22 protein-coding genes are annotated in these 21,516 nt (G+C 43.3%); 17 read left to right on the plus strand and 5 right to left on the minus strand.

The features are described 5' to 3' along the window. The first annotated feature begins 393 nt into the window (after positions 1-393). From ffh to ACX6CI_RS11635, 13 genes are all read left to right on the plus strand, one after another. Positions 394-1,749, plus strand: a complete 1,356-nt coding sequence (ffh, locus tag ACX6CI_RS11575) for a signal recognition particle protein (RefSeq protein WP_458778315.1) — start codon at positions 394-396, stop codon at positions 1,747-1,749. 62 nt (positions 1,750-1,811) lie between these two features. Further along, on the plus strand, positions 1,812-2,057 hold the full coding sequence (rpsP, locus tag ACX6CI_RS11580; protein ID WP_458778316.1) for a 30S ribosomal protein S16: 246 nt from the start codon (positions 1,812-1,814) through the stop codon (positions 2,055-2,057). A 2-nt stretch (positions 2,058-2,059) separates the two neighbouring features. Continuing rightward, the gene (locus ACX6CI_RS11585; RefSeq protein ID WP_458778317.1) at positions 2,060-2,290 is read left to right on the plus strand and encodes a KH domain-containing protein; all 231 of its coding nucleotides are present in this window, start codon (positions 2,060-2,062) and stop codon (positions 2,288-2,290) included. 19 nt (positions 2,291-2,309) lie between these two features. Next, positions 2,310-2,855: a ribosome maturation factor RimM gene (gene rimM, locus ACX6CI_RS11590; protein WP_458778318.1), complete on the plus strand. Its 546-nt coding sequence runs from the start codon at positions 2,310-2,312 to the stop codon at positions 2,853-2,855. Positions 2,856-2,874: 19 nt separating this feature from the next. After that, entirely contained in the window at positions 2,875-3,642 is a 768-nt protein-coding gene (gene trmD / locus ACX6CI_RS11595) for a tRNA (guanosine(37)-N1)-methyltransferase TrmD (protein WP_458778319.1), read from the plus strand. Then, the gene (locus ACX6CI_RS11600) at positions 3,642-4,208 is read left to right on the plus strand and encodes an RNA methyltransferase (RefSeq protein ID WP_458778320.1); all 567 of its coding nucleotides are present in this window, start codon (positions 3,642-3,644) and stop codon (positions 4,206-4,208) included. Before trmD ends, ACX6CI_RS11600 begins: the two co-directional genes overlap by 1 nt. Positions 4,209-4,391: 183 nt before the next feature. Then, on the plus strand, positions 4,392-4,745 hold the full coding sequence (gene rplS / locus ACX6CI_RS11605; protein WP_458778321.1) for a 50S ribosomal protein L19: 354 nt from the start codon (positions 4,392-4,394) through the stop codon (positions 4,743-4,745). Between the two features lie 80 nt (positions 4,746-4,825). Next, a complete protein-coding gene (locus ACX6CI_RS11610; protein ID WP_458778322.1) occupies positions 4,826-5,464 on the plus strand; it encodes a ribonuclease HII in 639 nt (212 codons plus the stop codon). After that, a complete protein-coding gene (locus tag ACX6CI_RS11615) occupies positions 5,457-5,828 on the plus strand; it encodes a YraN family protein (protein WP_458778323.1) in 372 nt (123 codons plus the stop codon). The genes ACX6CI_RS11610 and ACX6CI_RS11615 overlap by 8 nt, the downstream gene beginning before the upstream one ends. Before the next feature lie 105 nt (positions 5,829-5,933). Next, a complete protein-coding gene (pdxA, locus tag ACX6CI_RS11620) occupies positions 5,934-6,953 on the plus strand; it encodes a 4-hydroxythreonine-4-phosphate dehydrogenase PdxA (protein ID WP_458778324.1) in 1,020 nt (339 codons plus the stop codon). 4 nt (positions 6,954-6,957) lie between these two features. Beyond that, a complete protein-coding gene (gene tmk / locus ACX6CI_RS11625) occupies positions 6,958-7,581 on the plus strand; it encodes a dTMP kinase (protein ID WP_458778325.1) in 624 nt (207 codons plus the stop codon). A gap of 1 nt (position 7,582) precedes the next feature. After that, positions 7,583-9,280, plus strand: a complete 1,698-nt coding sequence (locus ACX6CI_RS11630; RefSeq protein ID WP_458778326.1) for a tetratricopeptide repeat protein — start codon at positions 7,583-7,585, stop codon at positions 9,278-9,280. Beyond that, positions 9,261-10,082: a hypothetical protein gene (locus ACX6CI_RS11635; protein WP_458778327.1), complete on the plus strand. Its 822-nt coding sequence runs from the start codon at positions 9,261-9,263 to the stop codon at positions 10,080-10,082. Before ACX6CI_RS11630 ends, ACX6CI_RS11635 begins: the two co-directional genes overlap by 20 nt. A 134-nt stretch (positions 10,083-10,216) precedes the next feature. Here the strand turns inward: ACX6CI_RS11635 and ACX6CI_RS11640 are convergent, their stop codons facing one another. Next, positions 10,217-11,293, minus strand: coding sequence for an AMIN domain-containing protein (locus tag ACX6CI_RS11640; protein WP_458778328.1), 1,077 nt, complete (start codon positions 11,291-11,293; stop codon positions 10,217-10,219). A 189-nt stretch (positions 11,294-11,482) separates the two neighbouring features. Here ACX6CI_RS11640 and ACX6CI_RS11645 point away from each other — a divergent pair, with 189 nt between their 5' ends. From ACX6CI_RS11645 to ACX6CI_RS11660, 4 genes are all read left to right on the plus strand, one after another. Next, positions 11,483-14,017, plus strand: a complete 2,535-nt coding sequence (locus tag ACX6CI_RS11645) for a TIGR03960 family B12-binding radical SAM protein (RefSeq protein ID WP_458778329.1) — start codon at positions 11,483-11,485, stop codon at positions 14,015-14,017. A gap of 1 nt (position 14,018) precedes the next feature. Beyond that, the gene (dacB, locus tag ACX6CI_RS11650; protein ID WP_458778330.1) at positions 14,019-15,296 is read left to right on the plus strand and encodes a D-alanyl-D-alanine carboxypeptidase/D-alanyl-D-alanine endopeptidase; all 1,278 of its coding nucleotides are present in this window, start codon (positions 14,019-14,021) and stop codon (positions 15,294-15,296) included. A gap of 137 nt (positions 15,297-15,433) precedes the next feature. Further along, complete coding sequence (locus tag ACX6CI_RS11655; protein WP_458778331.1) at positions 15,434-15,757, plus strand: c-type cytochrome; 324 nt, start codon at positions 15,434-15,436, stop codon at positions 15,755-15,757. 154 nt (positions 15,758-15,911) lie between these two features. Continuing rightward, positions 15,912-16,574 (plus strand): hypothetical protein, encoded by a 663-nt coding sequence (locus ACX6CI_RS11660; RefSeq protein WP_458778332.1) that lies wholly within the window; start codon positions 15,912-15,914, stop codon positions 16,572-16,574. A 98-nt stretch (positions 16,575-16,672) separates the two neighbouring features. Here ACX6CI_RS11660 and ACX6CI_RS11665 read toward each other — a convergent pair whose 3' ends face one another. From ACX6CI_RS11665 to ACX6CI_RS11680, 4 genes are read right to left on the minus strand one after another with little or no spacing between them, the layout of a single operon-like run. Further along, the gene (locus tag ACX6CI_RS11665; protein ID WP_458778333.1) at positions 16,673-17,914 is read right to left on the minus strand and encodes an ABC transporter permease; all 1,242 of its coding nucleotides are present in this window, start codon (positions 17,912-17,914) and stop codon (positions 16,673-16,675) included. 1 nt (position 17,915) lies between these two features. Then, complete coding sequence (locus ACX6CI_RS11670; protein WP_458778334.1) at positions 17,916-18,593, minus strand: ABC transporter ATP-binding protein; 678 nt, start codon at positions 18,591-18,593, stop codon at positions 17,916-17,918. Beyond that, complete coding sequence (locus ACX6CI_RS11675; protein WP_458778335.1) at positions 18,593-20,026, minus strand: efflux RND transporter periplasmic adaptor subunit; 1,434 nt, start codon at positions 20,024-20,026, stop codon at positions 18,593-18,595. Before ACX6CI_RS11675 ends, ACX6CI_RS11670 begins: the two co-directional genes overlap by 1 nt. After that, positions 20,026-21,450 carry a TolC family protein gene (locus tag ACX6CI_RS11680; protein ID WP_458778336.1) on the minus strand — a complete coding sequence of 475 codons (1,425 nt, stop codon included), beginning with the start codon at positions 21,448-21,450 and terminating at the stop codon, positions 20,026-20,028. Before ACX6CI_RS11680 ends, ACX6CI_RS11675 begins: the two co-directional genes overlap by 1 nt. Between the last annotated feature and the right edge of the window lie 66 nt (positions 21,451-21,516).

Raw genomic sequence — 21,516 nt, forward strand, 5'->3', positions numbered from 1 at the left:
ACCAACATTACAAGCGCGAGACCATATCAAAGACCACAAAAAACCACAGTGAACCAATTTTTTAACTCGATTGCGTTCCTTTCTTGACAACCTTACATATATAAAGTATTTTTCTTCTCTTTTGATCTTTCGCCAACCAAAGGAATACTGCTTATCATATATAGGCTGTTTCCCACAATGTGCGTGGACTTTTAAGAACAAAATGGACAATCATCAGCTCGATACGATCCTATCTACTGAGTGGGATACTTCGAAGCAGGTGACGTAAAAACAATAAATATAATTGACGAGTGCTCCAAAATAATCCCATCCACCGGGTCATGAGCAGAGAGTTTCAGAACTCATATTTTTTGTTTATCGGGGCTAGAAACTATTTAATGGCAAGAAAGTACTATGTTTGAAAATTTATCCGACAGACTTGAAGGCGTATTTAAAAAGCTACGAGGCCATGGCAAGCTCTCTGAGGAGAACATTGCTGAAGCTATGGCTGAGGTCCGTAAGGCCCTCCTTGAAGCAGATGTAAATTTTAAGGTTGCCAAAAATTTCGTCGCCACCGTTACTGAGAAATCTGTCGGTAGAGATGTTTCAAAGAGCCTCTCACCTGGACAGCAGGTCATCAAGATTGTTCACGACGAACTCGTAGAACTTCTTGGCGGTAAAACAGAACAGATAGAGCTTGATGGCCGTCAGCCAGTCACCATCATGATGGCAGGTCTTCAGGGGTCGGGTAAAACTACTACCACTGGAAAGATCGCAAAGCTCTTAAAAGCAAAAGGTAGAAAGCCGTATCTTGTGCCCGCGGATGTGTACAGGCCAGCCGCTATTGAGCAGCTACAGATACTCGGCGAAAAAGTAGGTGTACCAGTTCACCCGTCCACGACAGATGCCAGACCAGTAGATCTCTGTCAGCAGGCCCTTATTGAAGCTGCAAAGCAGAACTGTGACACGATACTCATTGATACTGCAGGTCGCCTGCATGTTGATGAAGCCCTCATGGGCGAGTTGAAAGATATTCAGACTGCAATTCCACTCTCTGAAGTGCTCTTTGTTGCGGACTCCATGACGGGTCAGGATGCGGTCACTGTTGCTGATAAATTTAACAGCGACCTTGAAATTACCGGTGTTGTCCTTACTAAGATGGAGGGTGATGCCAGGGGTGGTGCTGCGTTATCGATTAAAAACGTTACTGGTAAACCAATTAAGTTTGTTGGTATCGGTGAAGGACTCGATGACATTGAAGTGTTCCACCCGGAGCGTGTTGCTTCACGTATTCTTGGTATGGGAGATATTCTCACCCTTATCGAGAAAGCAGAAGCTGTTGTCGATAAAAAAGAAGCTGACAAGATTGCCAAAAAACTGAAGAAGAATCAGTTTACCCTTGAAGATTTTCTCGATCAGATTCAACAGATTAAGAAAATGGGATCGCTCGATCAGATTCTGGAAATGGTTCCCGGCATCAACAAGCTTAAAAAGATGAAGGATGTCCCTAAGCCGGATGAAAAAGAGCTTGCTAAAACTGAAGCTATTATCCGCTCGATGACAGCCAAAGAAAGGAAGAATCATACCATCATCAACCCAAGCAGGCGCAAAAGAATTGCTGCGGGTTCCGGTACTCAGGTCAGCGAAGTAAACAGAGTACTGAAGAGTTACTCTGAAATGCTGAAGATGATGAAAAAAATGCGCGGTAAGCCTGGTGCTATGTCAGGCGTTAAACGTAGGAAGTTGCCTAAGGGCATGAAAAGAAGATAAACTGTTCCTGAAGATCTTTTCAGGAAATTTTAACCGACATATTAACCGGAGGATATACCGGAATGGCAGTACGTATTCGACTAACTCGACTTGGCAGAAAGAAGCAACCCTTCTATCGTATTATCGTTGCTGACAGCGAAAGCAAACGTGATGGAAAATTTCTTGATATTCTTGGAACCTACGATCCACTTCAGGATCCAGTTGTAATCAAGATTGATAACAGTAAGCTCCAGGACTGGATGGGTAAAGGTGCTCTTCCTACCACTACTGTTAAAAGCCTGATCAAAAAAGCTGCTGCTGAAGCGTAAAGATGGAAGAGCTAATAGCCGTTATTGCCAGATCTCTGGTAGATAACCCGGATGATGTAAAGGTTACCCGTAGTGATGAAGAAAATAATGTCACTATCGAGTTGGCTGTAGCTCCAGAAGATCTTGGTAAGGTAATTGGCAAACAGGGAAGAACGGCGCGGGCCTTGCGATCAATTCTTGCGGCAACAGCTGCAAAAGAAGATAAGCGCTCGCGTCTTGAAATAGTAGAATAAGCAGGTAAGTAGTTAGTCCATGGAAAAGACGTACCCAAACGACAAATACCTGCTCGTTGGTAAAACAACGAAGCCTCACGGCCTGCGCGGTGAGATTAAAATATACTGTTTTTCCGGTCAGCCTGAAAATTTTTTAGATTACAAGGAGCTTACGCTTCGAGATCTAAAGAACAGGCTTATCGGTCCCATTGCTATTACTAAATCACGCATTCAGGGGAAAACAGCTGTGGTAAAATTTGCCACTATTGCTGACAGAACTGCAGCTGAACAAATTGAAGGTTTTGAGGTTTTGCTTTTAAAAGAGCATCTCCCTGAAGCTAAGCCTGGAGAATATTACTGGCATCAGTATCAGGGGAAACAACTCGTTGACAAAGATGGTGCAGTTATTGGTACTGTTAAAGAACTGTTCAACAGTGGTGCCCAGGATATTCTAGTAATAGACACAGAGGCAGGCGAAGCAATGATACCAGTTATATCCGACTTTATTGTTGAAGAAACGGATGACATCATCGTTGTGGATCTTCCTCCAGGGCTACTTGAAATAAACGTTGACCCAGCAAAGTGAAAACGGTGCGGGTTGTCGTATGATTTTTGACATATTGACTATTTTCCCAGAACTGCTTGACTCTCCTCTCGAGGAAGGGATCATCAGACGGGCTCTATTACAAAATAAAATAGACGTCAATATCATTAATATCCGGGATTTTGCAACCGGACCTCACTCAATGACCGACGACAGGCCATTCGGTGGTGGAGAGGGTATGGTGATGAAACCTGAACCTCTTGCAAGTGCAGTTAAAAGCAGAAAAACAGACTCCAGCAAAAAAGCTCGAGTTATTTTTCTCAGCCCTCAAGGCAGGACGTATAATCAAAGTCTTGCAAAAGAACTGGCCGCAGAAGAGCATCTTATTCTGGTTTGTGGCAGGTACGAGGGAATAGACGAGAGATTTATCTCTGAATATGTTGATGATGAAATTTCCCTGGGAGATTTCATTCTCACAGGAGGTGAACTTGGGGCAATGATTTTGGTTGACTCCATTACTCGTTTGGTACCTGGTGTACTTGGTTGCCAGGACTCTGTTGATAAAGATACCTTCAGCAGAAGTCTTGTAAAACACGGTCAATACACAAGGCCACGCGAATTTGAGGCCATGGAAGTTCCTGAGGAATTACTCTCGGGAAACCATAAAAAAATTGAAGAGTTCAGGTTTCTAGATTCTGTTAAACGTACACTGAGAAAGCGACCTGACCTTATACAAAACGAATCCTTTTCAAAGGCTGAACGTAAACTGCTTAAATCGTGCGGCTTACTCGAGCAGATTGAACGGGAACAGAAAGCAGGAAAAGATTGATGTATCAAGGTAAGCGTTCTCTTCACATTGCCTTAGTGCATCATCCTGTGGTAAACAAGAAGAAAGAAGTAATCGGTTCCGCTGTTACTAATTTAGATATTCATGATATCGCCAGGACAGCAAGAACATACGGGGTTGGCAGTTATTTTATTTCCACCCCCTACGAAGATCAGCACAAGCTGGTACATGAGCTGTTAGACCACTGGCTGAGCGGATACGGAGCATCGTATAATCCCGCCAGAAAGGAAGCACTTGAAATTGTTCGACCTGTTTATTCTGTGGAGGAGGCAATTGTTGCACTCACCAATGAATACGGCAAACGACCAACTCTTGTGACAACCAGTGCAATCGAGCAGGAGAATACTGTAAGCTACGCAGATCTCGGACAACAAATTAAGGAACAACAGCCGGTTCTATTGTTATTTGGAACCGCACATGGGCTTGCCCAGGAAATTTTAGAGCAGTGTGAGTTCAGTCTTCCACCTATTAAGGGTGGTACAGACTACAACCATCTTTCAGTACGCTCCGCCGCTTCGATCATCATGGATCGTTTGCTCGGATCGTAATAGGTGGCAAGAAAACAGCCCCCGGTAAACGGGAAATAAGGCAGGGTAAGTGCCATGGTTGTTATTTAAAATATTTATTTTCAAAAAATTCTCCAGTTTCTTGTATATAGTACAGGCTGTGGAGCAGGCACTAATTAACCGTTGGATAGTTATCCACTGATACTTCAACCAATAGAAGACGTTATGAGCACAATAATCGACAGAATTAATCAAGAGCAGATGCGTATGGATCACCCAGACTTCCGTCCAGGTGACACCGTTAAGGTTCATATCCGTATCATCGAGGGAAGCAAAGAGCGTGTACAGGTATTCCAGGGCGTATGCATCAAACGCAAAAAAGGAACCATGGACGCAAGCTACACAGTACGCAAAATCTCCCATGGTGTTGGCGTAGAGAAGACTTTTGCTCTTCATAACCCACGTATTGAGAAGATCGAGCTTGTTATGCGCGGACGCGTTCGTCGTTCACGTCTTTACTACCTCCGTAATCTCACTGGTAAAGCTGCACGTATCCGTGAACGCGGACTACCTCGCTAAGCCACTCGCATTATTTACAGCCACTGTTCTCTTTTTTGATGCAGTGGCTGTTTTAGGCAGGCCTTCTCACTGAGCTCAATATGATAGAGCTATTGTCTGAGACCACAATTGGTAAAGATAATTTCATATTTGAGAAAACATTGCGTAAGCACGGCTATAGATCTATTGCCGGATGCGATGAAGTTGGACGTGGTCCCCTTGCCGGACCTGTAGTAGCTGCTGCTGTTGTACTTCCCCCCTCGATTGACCCCACGATTTACCTCGATTCAAAAGTCCTCTCCCACAAAAAAAGAGAACTACTTGCGTCTACGCTTGCAGAAAGCGGTGCCCGTATCGGAATTGCATTTGTTTCTGAACAGGAGATAGATCGCCTTAATATCCTACAAGCATCACTTCTAGCAATGAAGATTGCCACAGAAAGTATTAGTGGTGAACCTGTAGATTTTCTACTGGTGGACGGTAAATTTGCGGCTCCTATACCAATAGAGCAACAGACCTTGATCAAAGGGGAATCAAAAAGTGCCTCCATTGCGGCTGCCAGTATAATTGCCAAGGTGCAACGAGACCAGTTCATGGCCAAAATGCACGAAAAGTATCCCATCTATAACTTTGCCAAGAATAAAGGCTATCCCACAAAAGAACACCGCCTGGCCCTGCAAAAACACGGGCCCTGCCCTATTCATCGTCTGAGCTTTAATGGTGTAATGACTCATGGTTAATCTCAGACAGATTCTCGGTATGGAGGGTGAAGCATCTGCTGCTCGCTTTCTAAAGAGAAAAGGGTATACAATTATTGAGAAAAACTATAGGTGCAGTTACGGAGAGATTGACCTCATAGTGCAAGATGGAGATACCCTCGTGTTTGTCGAAGTGAAGACAAGGACCAGTAAGGATTTTGGTGGTCCTGCAGCAGCTGTTAATCACCGGAAACAGGTACAGATTTCAAAGACTGCCCACAATTTTCTCACAGAACTGAAAAAGGATACCAATGCCAGATTTGATGTGGTCTCTATTCTCATGGAGAAAAACAGAGAAGTACAAATAGACCACCTTACCAACGCATTTGATTTCGTTATATCCTGATCTTCAATTTTCGAAATTGTTTGTGTAATTTCAGATTCAAAATTGTTCAACGGTCTATTCAGCGGCGACTATTGCATATTATATATTTAAAGGTACACTAGAACCATGAGCATAATTGGAATTACAATGGGTTGTCCTGCCAGTATCGGCCCTGAATTAATACTAAAATACTTTTCTCAAGAACCTTGTGAGGATAATCTTACGCCTATTGTTTTAGGTGATAGTGGTGTGCTGACTTACTGTGCCAAAAGTCTTGGGATGAGTGACATACAAATTGTTCCATGGCAAATTGGCGAAAAACCACCTGAGCAAGTACCTAATGTTGTACCTGTACTCAACCTTTCTAAAATAAGTGAAAAAGATATTACATGGGGGAGCCCAAATTTTTCAACAGGTCAGGCAATGGCAGGGTATATTACAAATGGTGTACAACTTGCTCAACAGGGTATTATTGACGGTATCACCACCTGTCCTATCTCTAAATATTCACTCAACGAAGCGGGATATTCATTTCCCGGTCACACTGAGATGCTTGCAGATCTCACCGACAGTCCTGATTTTGCAATGATGATGGCTGGAGATCGTCTTAAGGTCACCCTTGTAACAATACACTGTCCACTTGCAAATATTCCGACACTTCTGACCCAGGATGCCATCAGCCAGATGATCAGTATCACACACCGTGCCCTGACTGTGGATTTAGGTATTACAAACCCTAGAATTGCAGTAGCTGCTCTTAATCCCCATGGCGGTGAAAAACAACTTTTTGGTTCTGAGGAAGAAACTACTATCACTCCTGCAATTGTTAAGGCTTCCATGAGTGGTATAGACGTTACCGGGCCATTTCCTCCCGACACAATATTTTTCAAAGCTGCCCAGGGTGACTATGACGCTGTTGTTTGCATGTATCACGACCAGGGTCTTATTCCATTTAAACTGCTTCACTTTGATGATGGTGTAAATGTCACCCTTGGACTACCCATTGTACGCACCTCCGTTGATCATGGAACAGCATATGATATTGCCGGAAAAGGTATAGCCAACCCGTTAAGCCTTACAGAGGCAGTCAAACTTGCCGGCAGAATAAGTGATAACAGAAAAGCGTATGACACTGATAAAGGATGAGGACATGAATCACGGACGAGGCATACTTATCGTATTTGAAGGTACAGACGGGACAGGGAAGTCCACCCAGTTGTCACTCCTTGCTGAATACCTTCAACAACACTCTTACCCCGTAGTGACAACCCGTGAACCCACTGAAGGCCCATATGGTCAGAAAATTCGTGCGCTATATCAGAACCGGGGGGACTGTACCCCAAGAGAAGAACTTGAGCTTTTCCTGGCTGATAGAAAAGAGCACGTAGATCAACTTATTGAACCTGCTCTTTCCAGTGGTAAAATTGTGTTATGTGATCGCTACTATTTGTCCACAATCGCCTACCAGGGAGCTATTGGTTTTGATATCGAAGAGCTTATTAAGCTGAATAGTTTCGCCCCGATTCCGGATGTGGCCCTTTTATTTCACGCACCCCTTGATACCAGCCAACATCGTATAACTGATGGTCGAGGCGATACCCTCAATGATTTTGAGCAACTCGATAATCTGCAAAAAGTTTCAGATATCTTTGGCTCACTCAATATGCCATTTATACAGAGGATCAATGCCCAAGGCTCCATTGAAACTGTACAAAAGAGAGTCCTTGAACAGATACAACCGATTCTTAAAGAAACACTTGGGAGTGTAGCATAGGATGAAATACTTTCGCCTGCTTATTCTTACCCTGTTGTTTCTGACGAGTTGCAGTGAAAAACAGGCGGAACTCACTCCAACGGTCGCTCCCCCACCTGATCAAGTCGACTTTTCATGTTCCTCCTTCTATTTCCTCTGGGGAACTCATGCAGAATACTCCGAACATTATTCTGAAGCCCTTGAAGCCTATGAAAAAGCACTCATCTGTGATCCCAGCGCTACGTATATTAAAGAGAAACTTCCCATCCTCATGCTTAAGATGGGGGATTTTGACACAGCCGCAGCATGGCTTACTGCTGCAATTGAAGAAGAACCGGAGAATACGACCTATCTGCTCTTTCTAGCCAATATCTATGTACAGCAGGAACGAATACAAGAGGCGGTAAATCTCTATGCAGCAATCCTTACTCTTGAGCCGGATAACGAACCAGTCAACACCCGCCTTGGTATCCTCTACACCCATCTTGGGGATTATGACACGGCTGAAACCATTTTCAGGGACCTCTTAAAGCATAATCCCAACTCCTACTTTACCGCTCTATCCCTTGCCCGCCTACTCAACCAAAATCATGAGTACAATGAATCGAGTGAACTGTATGAGAAGGCCTTATCTCTCAACTGGTCTAAAGAGCTGGCATTTGAAATTGGCTATCTCTACTCAAGCCGTAATGAATATGACAATGCTCTCCGTATATTTACGACCATTACCGACAACGACAGATTTGACGAACGTGCATGGCTCAGCCGTATCCAGAGTCTTCTTGATCTCGAGCGACTCAAAGAGGCGGATGAACAACTTCAACAGGTTCGACTCTTTAGTGAACAACCTGAGAAAATTGATATTATTATCAGTAAGGTGTACCTGCAACAGGAGAGAACTGACGAGGCGCTTGTTATTTTACAACAGCTTGAAATAAACCCTGAAGCCTATGAGGCAAGGTATATGCTGGCACTGCTTGCCTACCAGCAGGGCAACTACCTTGATAGTCTCAGTTATGTCGACAGGATTGCTCCGAGTAGCAGCATGTATGAAGAGGCTGTATATCTCAAGGTAAAGATCTATGGTAAACAGCAAAAAACTGCGGATGCTATCACATTACTCACAAAGAACCTCCAGACAGAAGAGACCAGCAGTCCCCTCTTCTACGCCCTGTTATCATCTATCTATTTAGATGATAACCGTAAGGAGTTGGCCCTCACAACGCTTGAAGAAGGGACAAGAATCTTTTCCAAAAACCATCAACTCCATTTTGAACTCGGCTTGTTACTGGAAAGAAGCGGCCGTACTAATGAGGCTATTGTTGAGATGCAGAAGGTTTTGGAACTGCAGCCCAACCATGCTGATGCGCTTAATTTTATAGGATACAGCTGGGCCGACCAGAATCACAACCTCGATGAGGCACTTACTTATATTCTTCAGGCCATAGAGCTGAAACCTGAAAACGGCTTTATCATCGACAGTCTTGGCTGGGTATACTTTCGTATGGGACGGTTTGAAGATGCAGTAGAAGCCCTTCTGCATGCGGTTGAACTGCAACCCAATGACCCGCACATATTTGAACATCTTGGAGACGCCTATGGTGCTCTAGGGGAAAACACAAAAGCAACCTACGCCTATGAAAAGGCATATGAACTCTTTGAAGATAAAGATAAAAAAACAGTAGTTAAAGAGAAGATTGATGCAACCCGTAAAAAGTAAACAGTTCTCAAAAAAGATTTTCCCTTACCTCCTCCTCTGTGCATCACTTACCATAAGCGGCTGTGCCCACAAACCTTGGGGTAGTTCCTTTGAAGAGAAGGAATATGACGCAGGCTTACAGCTCGTAGAAGAGCTCACTGCACAGGGCGCAAAATGCAACAAAGGGTTTCAATCTGATCTCACCGTTGAGTACTCAACTCCCTTAGGTAAAAGGACATTTGCTGGATTTTTACAATATTCGTCAGGGCCAAACTATAAGTTTGTTGCAAGCAACCCCCTTGGCCAACCTCTGATAATAATAGCTGGTAACCAAAAGTCGTACCAGGTGATTAACACTCTGGAGTCGATCTATAGTTCCGGAGGAATGACCGCCTTTGCCCTTAGAAACAAACTCCCCATCTACTTTTTAAAAGGCAGGTGGGACGACTGGATTACAGGAAGAAACAGTATTGCCACTGAGTACGTCAGCGACATCAGCCCTGACAAGGAACAACGGGGTATGTGGGTGACGCTGCCAGACAACAGAGGGGCTGGAAATATTTCCCACATCCTCATCGATACAGAGAAAAGACTCATTATTGAACGTATAATAGAGACAAGGAAGGAAAAACCACTGGCCACTATTGTTTATAGCGATTTTTATCAGGAAGAGGCCTGTACTCAACCACAGAACATTGCTATTTCAGGCCTGGACTATGGAACATTCATTAATCTGAAATTTTCTGATGTTGAACTTTCCTCTGATTTGAAAAAATTTCATCTCAAACCACCAAAAGGTTATTTGCAGCGTTACCGACCCTAGCCACCTGGTAGCTGAAACTGGAAGAGGGGATTAGATTTTCGTAATAATCCTCGCGTACCACCAGCAGGTAACAATCCACAAAGATTCTTACCTGCTCATGCCATGATGTATAATGTCAATTTTCAAACAAAAAACTATTGAGCTGTATTCTCAGCAGGAAGTTCATTTACAATGAGGACGAACAGGTTATCATTTTTGAAAAACACCTGTTGTAAGTCGTAGTCGCGATCCGGGGAAAGATCGAGGACGACACGAACCTTATCCTTGTCAGCATGATATGCAGTTCTGATTCCTTCTACATATTTTCCTTTGGCATCGATCGTTGTCTGTACATCTCTACTTAAACGCATATTTTTAAAATCGCAGAGTATACGTGGTTTGTTTTTCTCAAGAGCCGAGACAGTTGGGGGAAAGAAATCGTTGAGATGAAAGAGGACCATTTCACCCCTGTTTGAAGAATCATCAAAAGAAACCTCTAGAAGCTGTGGTAATCCAGGCGGTACATCACCAGTATCAGCTACAGTTTGCTCCTCAGCAACTACCATAACCGCTGGTGGAATCGGCTTTTCGTCAACGGGGCGGGAGTCAAGTTCCTTTGCCATGACTTTTTCCATCATAGCAGGAGCCTCTTTAACAACCGGTTCTTCTACAACTTTCGGCGTTTCCACCGCTGCTGGAGTCTTTACTACTGCAGCCTTATCTCCGACAAGCTCACTCTTTACCGGTTCCGATACTACTTCTTTTTTGGCTGGTTCTTTTTTCTCCGCCACTGCTGCTACAGTCTCCAGCTTCTCTCCCCGACGTAACACAACCTCAAGAAGGTTCTCGCTTTCTAGAAAACTATGTTTATAGTCCACAGCGTACGATTTAGAGAGATCGATAACTATTCTGGCTTTACTCTTAGGTTCCTTATGCAATCCGATACGAATAGTATTGGCCAGCTCGCCATCGGCTAGAGCTATAACATTTTGTCCCTTATATATTGCTTCAGGGAAATCTATTACTAAGCGAGGACGATCACCTTTTAAGGCAAACATACGTACAGGAATTTCTGCTGCAAGTTTAAACTGAACTGTCTCCTGCTCTTCTGATTGTTTAGAGTGAGCAATTGATTCAATCTCTACGAGGCTTTCTGATTCTGCCAGCAATAGTGATGGTGAAAAAAGAAACAAACCAATAATTGCTACAGCCAACAGTGACACCAATTTCATCAGATAGATCCTTTTTTTATATTAAAACGTATGCTTATAAGAAGAATTATGTTCAACTTCTTTGATTACCTCATCCATACTTGAAAAGTCAACCAAATTTCAGTAAATGGAAGTGCGTAATTTAAACAATTTCCTCTGAAAGTACAGGCCCTCCGCCTGAGATTCAGTTAACAATCCAACGGACCACCAATGACAGATCGTAGAATCCTATCAGCTATAAACAGACCCGGTCGCTACCTCGGCCATGAATTCAATTCAATCCAGAAAAATTGGACCGAAGCAAGTGCCAGGTTTGCTTTTATATTTCCTGACCTCTATGAAATAGGAATGTCACACCAGGGCTTACAAATACTATATCATCTTTTAAACAAAAAAGACGAATTCCTGGCTGAACGTTGTTATTGCCCTGACACCGATGTTGAAAAATTATTGCGTGAGAAAGGTGCTCCCCTAACCAGCCTTGAAAACGGACGTCCCCTGATCGATTTCGATGTGCTGGGATTCACCTTACCATATGAACTCTGTTATACCAATATTCTGACTGTCCTCGATCTGGCCAATATCCCTTTTTACAGTAAAGACCGGGATGCAACGCACCCAATTTTACTGGCTGGCGGAGCATGTTCACTCAACCCGGAACCAGTGGCTGATTTTTTTGATGCAATCCTTTTAGGTGACGGAGAAGAAGCACTTATTGAGATTGCTGCACTCATAGCCGAAAATAAAAAGACCTGTGACAGTAAAGAAGACCTACTTGATAAACTTGCGAAAGTTGAAGGTGTATATATTCCAAACCACTATCAGGTTGAATACGACACAACCACACCTGAACACCCCATTTCTGCAATTATTCATAAGACTGGGGCCGATAAACGTGTAACACGCCGAATTCTTGCAAGCCTCGATGACATTGAGCACCTTAAAAACCCCCTGGTACCAAATGCAAAAATTGTCCACGACAGACTTGGCATTGAAGTTGCCCGTGGGTGCACCCGTGGATGTAGATTTTGCCAGGCTGGAATAACCTACCGCCCAGTCAGAGAACGCTCCGTAGAGAACGTAATGGCACTGGCTAAAGAGTCCATTGAAAACTCCGGGTTTGATGAACTCGCTCTGCTCTCTCTTTCAACAGGTGATTATTCCTGCCTTGAGCAGGTATTAACTCCTCTGATGGATGAATTTGCCGACAAATATGTTTCTGTGGCTATGCCTTCCATGCGAGTCGGAACCCTGACCCCTTCCATTATGGAGCAGGTGAAGCGCGTTCGTAAAACAGGGTTTACCCTGGCACCTGAGGCCGGAAGTGAACGACTTAGAAGAGTCATCAACAAGGGCATTACTGAAGAGGATCTTCTTAACACTTGCACTGAAGCGTTTGAACTCGGTTGGCGTATCATTAAGTGCTACTTTATGATTGGTCTCCCCACCGAATCCCAGGACGATATCGACGGTATTGTTGACCTTGTTCGCAAGATGCTCGCCACAAGAGGTGGCGGCGCCGGTAAAGGAAAAAAACAGATCAATGTCAGTGTTGGAACCTTTGTCCCTAAACCCCACACCCCATTTCAGTGGGAAAAGCAACTCACCATTGAAGAAAGTACAGCCAATTTCCGGAGTTTAAGCGATAACCTTCCTAAAAAAGGTGCTAATCTCAGATACCACAATCCCAGGGTAAGCTATCTTGAAGGTGTGTTCTCGCGAGGGGACAGAAGACTCGCAGCTCTAATAGAAAATGCATGGAAAAATGGGGCACGGCTCGACGGATGGACAGAACATTTCAATATTGATGTCTGGTATCTTGCAGCTCAAAACTGCGACCTTTCAATGGATACATATTTACGAGCAAGAGACCTCGATGAGATTCTGCCATGGGATCACCTGCAAACAGGAGTTGATACCCAGTTCTTTAAAGATGAACTCGAAAAAGGAAAGGCGGAAGGCTATACACCAGATTGTCGTTATCATGCCTGTCAAAAATGTGGCCTGTGCGATTTTGATACCATCCTTCCAATTGTGCATAATCGTAAGGGTGAAATGGCCCCGCCTGAAAGAGCCGAGGTAACTGTTAAACGTGAGCCAGTTGAAGGGCATTTTAAATATTTGGTCCACTACTCACGTGTTGGTAACATTTGCTACCTTGGACACTTAGAGATTCTTCAGGTTATCTTCAGGGCTCTTCAACGTGCAAACATTGAGACAAATTACAGCCAGGGGTTCAACCCCTCACCCAAGGTGTCCTTTGGTCCTGCTCTTCCTGTTGGCACGGAGAGTTACGGTGAATATTTTATTATGGATTTAAAAGCCCCTTTAAGTGACACTGAGGCGACCAAGAAAAAACTGAACAGTACCCTTGCTCCTGGACTTGAAATAAACGGTATTGAGCTTCATTCTGGAAAGGTCCCCCAGAAAATGAAGGTCTCGTACTCAATACACTTAGACAGGGAGGCGAGCCAGGAGCAGAAAGAGGCTGCGCAATCCTTTATTGCTGCAAGCAGTTTTACAATCAGTAAAACCCGCAAAGGCAAAACTAAAGAAATCAATATTAGACCACTCATAGAAAAAATTGCCTTTACCGGCTCCAACGACATTGAACTTGAAATTATTGCTGAAAGTGCAATGCCTGGCATAAAACCAGTTGAGGCAGTATCAAGCATTCTACAGCTTACAGATGAGGATATTACCCTCATGAAGATTGTCAAAAAAGGTTGGATACAATTGGACTAGGATGAGCCCCAGAAGAAATGACATAAGAAGAAAAAAACAACAGCGAGTAGCAGCCACCGGACTTCTACTCGCTGTTATATCTTTTATGTTCTTTTTTGTACTTGATGTATCAGCCGTATCTCATAGCGAAAAAAATTCATTATCAGAACTAATCACAAACGGTGGTTATCTTCTAGGAACAGAGGACAAAGCACTCGCTTACCAGGAAGACAGGCTATTCCTTCCCGCGTCAACTCTCAAAATTATTACCACCCTCGCATCCTTTGACCTACTTGGACCAGATTTTCGCTTTGAGACCCACCTCTACTTAGATAGCAACCGCAACCTTTATATAAAAGGATTAGGAGATCCATTCTTAACCTCTGAAGAAATCCTGCGCCTCTGCTACTCGCTACAACACTCGCTAAAAGAGTTGGGCGTTACATCTGTGCAGAGCCTTTTTCTTGATTTTAGCGCGTATAGTATTGGTAAGAAAACTCCAGGAAGTCTTGACAGCAACAATCCATATGATGCACCCAATGGAGCCCTTGCTGTTAATTTTAATAGCCTTGCCATCAACAAGCTTTCAGATGGTACCATCATATCGGCTGAACCGCAGACCCCTACCCTTAAGATCATGCAGTTGGCAGCAAAGGATTTACAACCAGGAAAACAACGAATTAACATTAATTCGGTTAAAACCAAGACAGAACTGTCTGCATCTGAACAGTATGTGGGAGAGTTATTTCAAGCACAGCTTCAAATAGCGGGCGTAATCGTTGAAAAAAGATTTGAGAAAAAAACTGTTCCACCAGGTCTTTCCCCCGTTCTTCAATATAAAAACAGCAAAACCTTACAGGAAGTTATGCGGGAATGCCTTCTTTACTCTAATAATTTCATAGCAAACCAGGTCTTTCTTTACTTCAGTAGCAGGCAAGGTACCATCGCCGCTACGTGGGAAAAATCGAGGGACCTGGTACAAAGTTATCTTCTAACCCACCTCGGTCTTTTGTCTGAACAGTTTACAATTTATGATGGGGCCGGCCTCAGTCGCAAAAACCAGATATCTGCCCGTGGACTTGTCAGGGTGTTAGAGAATTTTGCGCCATATAAAAATATTCTCCCACAAAAAAATGGACTCTATGTAAAAAGCGGGACTCTTGATGGAGTATACTGCTATGGTGGCTACCTGAAGATAAATAACCACTCGGTTCCTTTTGCAATTCTCCTCAATCAACAGCGCAACACAAGAGACGATCTACTCCAACAATTAGAACTGCTCTATTTTTCTCAGATGTAGATCTCACTTTTATCTGCCCTCCAAGACTCTTAGATCCGACATTTTCCTTGCCGTGCCTTTCTTCCTCAATTATTCTTGGTGTATATGTGTGTTTTCGTATCAACATTTAATAAACATTCAATAAATGAGACAGTGTGATGACAATGCAGATTAAATCAAGTTGTTGCTTAGCCGCTATTACTCTTTTAGTAACTGTCTGTCTATCGAGCTGTGGAGCACCAGACGGCGAAAGTGAGAATGGTAAACGATGGTACAGTATGCACAACTGCTCTGCGTGCCACGGTATGAATGGAGATGACGGTCGAGCGATCAATATTGCAGGTATTGATATGAGATATAGCAGTTTTGTTCGTATACTTCGACGCACTGATGCTCCTATCATGCCTTATTTCCCAGAATCAAAAATTTCTGATCAGGATGCCGCAGATATCTACGCCTACCTAAAAAGTGTTACCCCATAAAGTGGTATAGTTCTGTTCCCGAACGTCTCCCCTGCAAAACCCTGTATTATTCCAAGACCCAGTGTTTTAGCTTGCATGCTAGAATAGTTGGGTGTAAATGACAGCTACGCCAATTTTAGTGTTATTTTGTCCATTTTTCAGAAGAGAAACCGTCATGCGCAAACGCAGTACATCATGTTTTTTAACAAAGACCATATTATCTACAATTTTAATAACTTTTGTAATGCTACCAATAGCGCCGTTTTCATCCCTGGCAGCTGAAACCAATAATAGTTCCGAAGTTATTATCCTTAAAGATCAGAGTAAATCAGTCTCCAACTCTCCACAAGCAGAACCCCCAGTGGGAAATCAAGTCGTTTCTAAAGAACAATCTTCATCTCAATCAGAACCTGAGACACCAGAGGTTGACGATAAACCGATGTCCACAGGAATGAAGATTGCAATTGGTGTCGGGGCTGGTGCCGTAGCTATTGCTGGAATTGCTGGCCTTGCTGGTGGTAGTTCTTCTGATTCGCCCCCTACTCCACCGACTCTTGATCAAATGGTTGGTACCTGGCAAGCTGAGGCACATTCGGCAGATGGAAGAAACTATACTGGAACGTACACTCTATATGCAGGAGGCTCTCATCAGTATGATGTGTATATCTCAGACGGGAATCATATCGTTGGTAGTGGAGCCTGGAAACTCAATGAGTATTTTCTGGAACTAAGAAATTACAACCATTCTACCTACCAAGGTTCATTCGCAGAAGGTGTGAAAAATACTGTCACTTTAGTAAACACCGCAGGTACATGGAAATTGACAATTACAAAGTAATTGTTTGAAAAAGTTGAGCTGGTATTATGTTTTTCCTGTGTCAGCTCAATTTTTGTTCAAGCTCTTACATGCACTGGCTACTGCCATAGAATGACAAACTAGAGAGATTTAAGCGCATTAATTGGCTCAAGATTAGCCGCTTGCATAGCGGGATACAACCCAAAAAATATACCAGCAAAAATGGCCAAGCCAAAGGGTAGTGCAATAGACAACAATGTCACCTCTACTGCCCAACCGGCAATTCTCTCAATAATTAGAACTACAGCAAAACCTGAAATCAATCCGGCAATGCCTCCAACGAGAGTCAGTAGCACAGACTCAGTCAAAAATTGGAGTACTATGTGGCTCTTTGTAGCTCCAACAGCCCGACGTATGCCTATCTCCCGCTTTCTTTCTGAAACGTTAGCAAGCATAATATTCATAATTCCAATTCCGCCGACAAAAAGAGATATTCCTCCTGTGACAGCGAGAAATATATTAAAAACCGACTGGGTTTTCAGCGACTGATTGAGGAGCTGGCGAGGCACAACCATACTGTAGTCACGAACACTATTATGATTTATATAGAGCAACCGATCAATCGCCTCAGAAGCTTTAATAACATCTACATTTTCTGCTATGTTCACTACAATCTGGTTTAACTGAGAATTCTGATTTGAACTCAAGGAATCATCGCGGCTCATGAAAGAGAGAGGAAAAGATAAGAAAACCATCTCATTACTATCTTCTCTGGCAATCTCTTTAATCTCATCACCAGCATTTTCTGTATCTTCCAATACACCAACGACCTTATAAAGCTGGTTATCTAGACGCAGATATTGTCCAACCTTTCCTGCAGCACCAAGAACCTTTGCAACATCAGCCCCCAGTACACAAACCTGATTGTTTCTTTTTGTATCTTCCGGCACTATCTGACGCCCTAAACCAAGCTCTTTCCCCGTTATATCCATATACGTTGGACTTGCATACACCACCTTGGCACTTACATTTTTTCCCAGTCCAAAAGGCTCTTTGCCGATCTCTTTTATACCAGCAACACGTTCAACATAATCTTGTTTTGTAAGGCGATGAATATCATGCCATGACAGACCATAGCTGCCAGCGGTGGACGTAAGCTGACGCGTATCGCCATTCCCCGTAGACCGGTATACATAGATGTTATCCAAGCCCAGTCCCGCTAATTCAGAGAGCACCTTCTTCTTTGCCCCCTCACCTGTTGAAAGCATTGCCATTACGGCCAGAACTCCACAAACAATGCCGAGAACACTCAATAAGGATCTCAGCTTATGGGTCAAAAGAGAGGTATAGGCCACAGGAATAAATTTGAGTGCACTTAGCATATCAACAGGTTAACCTACCACCTTGCATAGTAAAATTCCTTTTACTCATCGCTGCCACCTGCGGGTCATGGGTCACTAAGATAATTGTGGCGCCTCTAGCATTCAACATTTCAAAAAGAGATAAAATTTCTTTACTGTTACCTTCATCGAGATTACCCGTGGGCTCATCTGCAAGTATAAGTTTGGGCTCAATTGACAGAGCTCTTGCAATAGCAACTCGCTGCATCTCACCACCAGACAGTTCTGCGGGACGGTGATACTTCCTCCCGCTGAGACCAACAATGTCAATTGCAGCTTCAACCTGCCTTTTAACGAGGGTTGAATCAACATCTCTATACAGATATGGAAGAGCTACATTTTGCATTACATTCTGTTCAGATATAAGATCAAAAGTCTGAAACACATAACCAATCCAGTGTGCTCTTATCCAGGACCGCTCACGATCAGAGAGTGTATTTACCTCACGCCCATTCAAAGTATACTGACCACAATCAGGACTGAGAAGCGTTCCAATAATGTGTAACAGAGTTGTCTTTCCCGAACCGGAAGTACCCATTATTGATATGAAATCACCTTCTTGGATATCACAATCTATACCTGACAATACTTCGACACTACTGCCTCCCAGAGTGTAACACTTTTTTATATCAGTCAACTGTACGAGCATATTGTTTGCCATTATGTTGGGTCCTGTTTAACGAGACTAACCTGTTCTTTCTCTGACAATCCTGAAACAATCTGAACAAAGTCTTCATTTTGAGCACCAACAACAACCTTTCTCCGCTCATACCCGACCAGGACGTTACGAACAAAACAATAATCAGTACCCCTGTCATGGAAAATAGCCTGAAGTGGCACAGTTAAAACATTTTCCAGAGACTTGGATACAATTTCGACCTGGCAGGTCATTCCGGGTCTGAATCTTTTATCTTCCTGATTAAGAGTGAATAGTATCTGAAAAAATTTTTCCTGCCCCTCCCTGTCGTCAGTCGTAGTGGCAAGAGCCCCAATGAAGGTCAGATCTCCTGAAACTACAGCATCTGGATAGGCATCAACACGTATCTCTCCCCTCTGCCCTAAAGCAAGTTTATGAAGATCAATTTCACGGGCCTTGGTTTTCACAACCATTTTGGAGATGTCAGGCAGATACAAAATAGGCTGATTAGGAAAAACACCGTCCCCCACCCGCGGTTTACGTTTCTGACCATCCCTGAATGTCTCAAAATGAATAACGATACCATCAAAAGGCGCTCGAATTACCGTATTTGCGAGTTCTTTTTGTGCAAACTCCAAACCATTTTTTTTAGCCTGCATTTTGCTTTCAATCTGTATGAGTGTTGCTTTTGCCTTGGCTATTTTATGTTTCCCCCCCTGAATTGTCTGTTCAACCAACAGATTGCTGTTCTCCTTTTTAGCCAGAGCACTTTGAAGAAGTGCCGGAAGAACATGTTTTTTATAATTCAGATACCTGTCATTTGCAGTAGCAAGCTTATCGCGATATACGGCAATCTTTTCTTTTACCGTGGCCATCTCAGATTTGTTGTCAAAACCATCTTTCTCCATAGCCTGAAGATCAGAAAAAAAGGCCTCATATCGCTGAAGTTCCAGCTTTGCCTTATCTTTTTCTTCTTGCAAAGCAGAAATTTTTAGCGGTCCGTCTCCATCGCGCAGACGGGTATACTCCAGTTCAGCAACCTTGAGGTTATACTTCGCATTAGCTATTTCGCTTTCAACCTGGTTAATTTCATAATTAACGGTCTGCTGGGAAGCCAGAACAGCTGCTTCCAGACCAGTAGCTTCAGCTTTCAACTGTTTAACCATGCTCTCATATGGCCCGGGATCAAGACGCACCAGCACATCACCACTCTTCACCCTGACACCGTCTTCAATAAGATAAATAATCTTACCCTTGGAATCCCTAATCTCAGAGGAGACCATATGAGATTGAGCCGCATCCAGCACTCCGACAACATTTAAATCAATTGTAAAACTTCGCCTGGTTACAGCTGCATCAACGATGTCAATTTTGGGAGCGGCCTCACCGAGGTGAAAATACAACGCTCCTGCAACAGCTGAAACGAGAAGTAGAAAAACCAATGCTACTGTTTTCATTACTGAACACCCTCTCTCTCATTTCGATCTATCAGTGTACCGATAACAGATCGCAGCCTATATGTACCAACGATATAACCAATTCTGTCAAATATGAGGTCCGTCTGGGCTCTCTGGAGCTCACTCTGTGATTCGAGCAGATCAAAATTGCCTGCCATCCCATGGCGAAATTTGCTTTCCGAAAGCCTGAGCTTCCCATGTGCCTGCTTTGCCTGCTCTTTACGTATAGCTATCTGCTTTTCCTGTTTTTCAAGCCGGTTCAATTCAGTTCGTACCTCTTGAATGATATTTTGTTTTGTTTCCTCGAAATTAATAAGAGTTCGACGGTACTGAATATTACTTTCCTGGAAATCATTTTTCTCAACCCTTCTAAAAATGTCAGTATCACTTTTGAGAGAGACGGTCCAACTCTCCTCAGGCAAATCAAAAAGAACCTGCTCTCCAAATTTATTGTAGCCAATTTCCAGGTCGAGGCTTGGCAAAAGATTGTTTTTGGCCACAACAAGCCGACGTTTTGACTCACCAATTGACATCTGCCCTTGTTCTAACTCAATTCTATTGTCAAGAGCAATTTCGATGGTGTCACTTTCAACAAGATCAAGTGGTATTACATCTATGGGCGCTGTAACGGTTAAACTTCCTGTTATTGGTAGTGCCAGTATCTCTTTAAGTTGATCACGGTTATTTTCATACTGCTCTATGGTAATTGTTAACTCATCCTGTACTTCCTGAATTCGAATTTCTGCGCGATAGAGATCAATTGCGGTAATCACTCCGGCTTTTTCTTTCAATTTTGCTAGAGCAAGATGCTTGTTGAGACTTTTTAAATGTCCTTGCAGGAAGTCAACTTTTTGCTGAGTTTGGACAATTGCATAAACTACGGTAACAGTCTGGAGTACAATATTTTTTTGCTGTTTATAGTACTCAAGCTTGGCCTGTTCCAGGGCAAACTGACCACTATAGATAGCATTTCTTGTGTACTGGTCTCCCAGTCCACGTAAAAGCGGAATGCTAAGGGACAAACCAACCCCACTGTTATCTCCATCTTCCCCATTTGATATTTCTGGAATGACGCTTGCCACAATACCTGTAGATGTTTTCTTACTAATTGCCGCCCCCACTCTCCAGGCGTCATCGGCATCTGATGAATATCCAAGCAGCCCTGTTGGCATAACTTTAATATCAAAATCCGACTCGAGACTTTTGAGCGTTAACTCAGTTGATTGAAGCCCTAACTGCTCTCGAACAAGCGATCTGTTTTGTTGCAGGGCAATCTGTATTGCATCACTCAGAGTTATAGTTCCAGATAACACTGCATCAGTATTATCCTGCGGACCTACTAAACCTCCTGCTGCAAGAAGAGAATTTGTTGAACCCACTGATATTGCAAGTGTTAACAACAATAGATAAATAAAGTTATTCATGGAGTAATATACTGCACTTTTATGTCAATATCACAAGCCAGCTCTGCTTTATGTAACGCGGGAGTA

Source organism: Desulforhopalus glucosivorans (assembly GCF_054397165.1).

Coding starts and splice junctions, on each gene's coding strand:
- ACX6CI_RS11680 (WP_458778336.1), bottom strand. CDS start 21,450: ATGAATAACTTTATTTATCTATTGTTGTTAACACTTGCAATATCAGTG.
- ACX6CI_RS11635 (WP_458778327.1), top strand. CDS start 9,261: ATGCAACCCGTAAAAAGTAAACAGTTCTCAAAAAAGATTTTCCCTTAC.
- ACX6CI_RS11660 (WP_458778332.1), top strand. CDS start 15,912: ATGCGCAAACGCAGTACATCATGTTTTTTAACAAAGACCATATTATCT.
- rplS (WP_458778321.1), top strand. CDS start 4,392: ATGAGCACAATAATCGACAGAATTAATCAAGAGCAGATGCGTATGGAT.
- ACX6CI_RS11615 (WP_458778323.1), top strand. CDS start 5,457: ATGGTTAATCTCAGACAGATTCTCGGTATGGAGGGTGAAGCATCTGCT.
- ACX6CI_RS11640 (WP_458778328.1), bottom strand. CDS start 11,293: ATGAAATTGGTGTCACTGTTGGCTGTAGCAATTATTGGTTTGTTTCTT.
- ACX6CI_RS11665 (WP_458778333.1), bottom strand. CDS start 17,914: ATGCTAAGTGCACTCAAATTTATTCCTGTGGCCTATACCTCTCTTTTG.
- tmk (WP_458778325.1), top strand. CDS start 6,958: ATGAATCACGGACGAGGCATACTTATCGTATTTGAAGGTACAGACGGG.
- trmD (WP_458778319.1), top strand. CDS start 2,875: ATGATTTTTGACATATTGACTATTTTCCCAGAACTGCTTGACTCTCCT.
- rpsP (WP_458778316.1), top strand. CDS start 1,812: ATGGCAGTACGTATTCGACTAACTCGACTTGGCAGAAAGAAGCAACCC.
- ACX6CI_RS11645 (WP_458778329.1), top strand. CDS start 11,483: ATGACAGATCGTAGAATCCTATCAGCTATAAACAGACCCGGTCGCTAC.
- ACX6CI_RS11670 (WP_458778334.1), bottom strand. CDS start 18,593: ATGGCAAACAATATGCTCGTACAGTTGACTGATATAAAAAAGTGTTAC.
- ACX6CI_RS11600 (WP_458778320.1), top strand. CDS start 3,642: ATGTATCAAGGTAAGCGTTCTCTTCACATTGCCTTAGTGCATCATCCT.
- ACX6CI_RS11585 (WP_458778317.1), top strand. CDS start 2,060: ATGGAAGAGCTAATAGCCGTTATTGCCAGATCTCTGGTAGATAACCCG.
- ACX6CI_RS11655 (WP_458778331.1), top strand. CDS start 15,434: ATGACAATGCAGATTAAATCAAGTTGTTGCTTAGCCGCTATTACTCTT.
- dacB (WP_458778330.1), top strand. CDS start 14,019: ATGAGCCCCAGAAGAAATGACATAAGAAGAAAAAAACAACAGCGAGTA.
- ACX6CI_RS11610 (WP_458778322.1), top strand. CDS start 4,826: ATGATAGAGCTATTGTCTGAGACCACAATTGGTAAAGATAATTTCATA.
- rimM (WP_458778318.1), top strand. CDS start 2,310: ATGGAAAAGACGTACCCAAACGACAAATACCTGCTCGTTGGTAAAACA.
- ACX6CI_RS11630 (WP_458778326.1), top strand. CDS start 7,583: ATGAAATACTTTCGCCTGCTTATTCTTACCCTGTTGTTTCTGACGAGT.
- ffh (WP_458778315.1), top strand. CDS start 394: ATGTTTGAAAATTTATCCGACAGACTTGAAGGCGTATTTAAAAAGCTA.
- pdxA (WP_458778324.1), top strand. CDS start 5,934: ATGAGCATAATTGGAATTACAATGGGTTGTCCTGCCAGTATCGGCCCT.
- ACX6CI_RS11675 (WP_458778335.1), bottom strand. CDS start 20,026: ATGAAAACAGTAGCATTGGTTTTTCTACTTCTCGTTTCAGCTGTTGCA.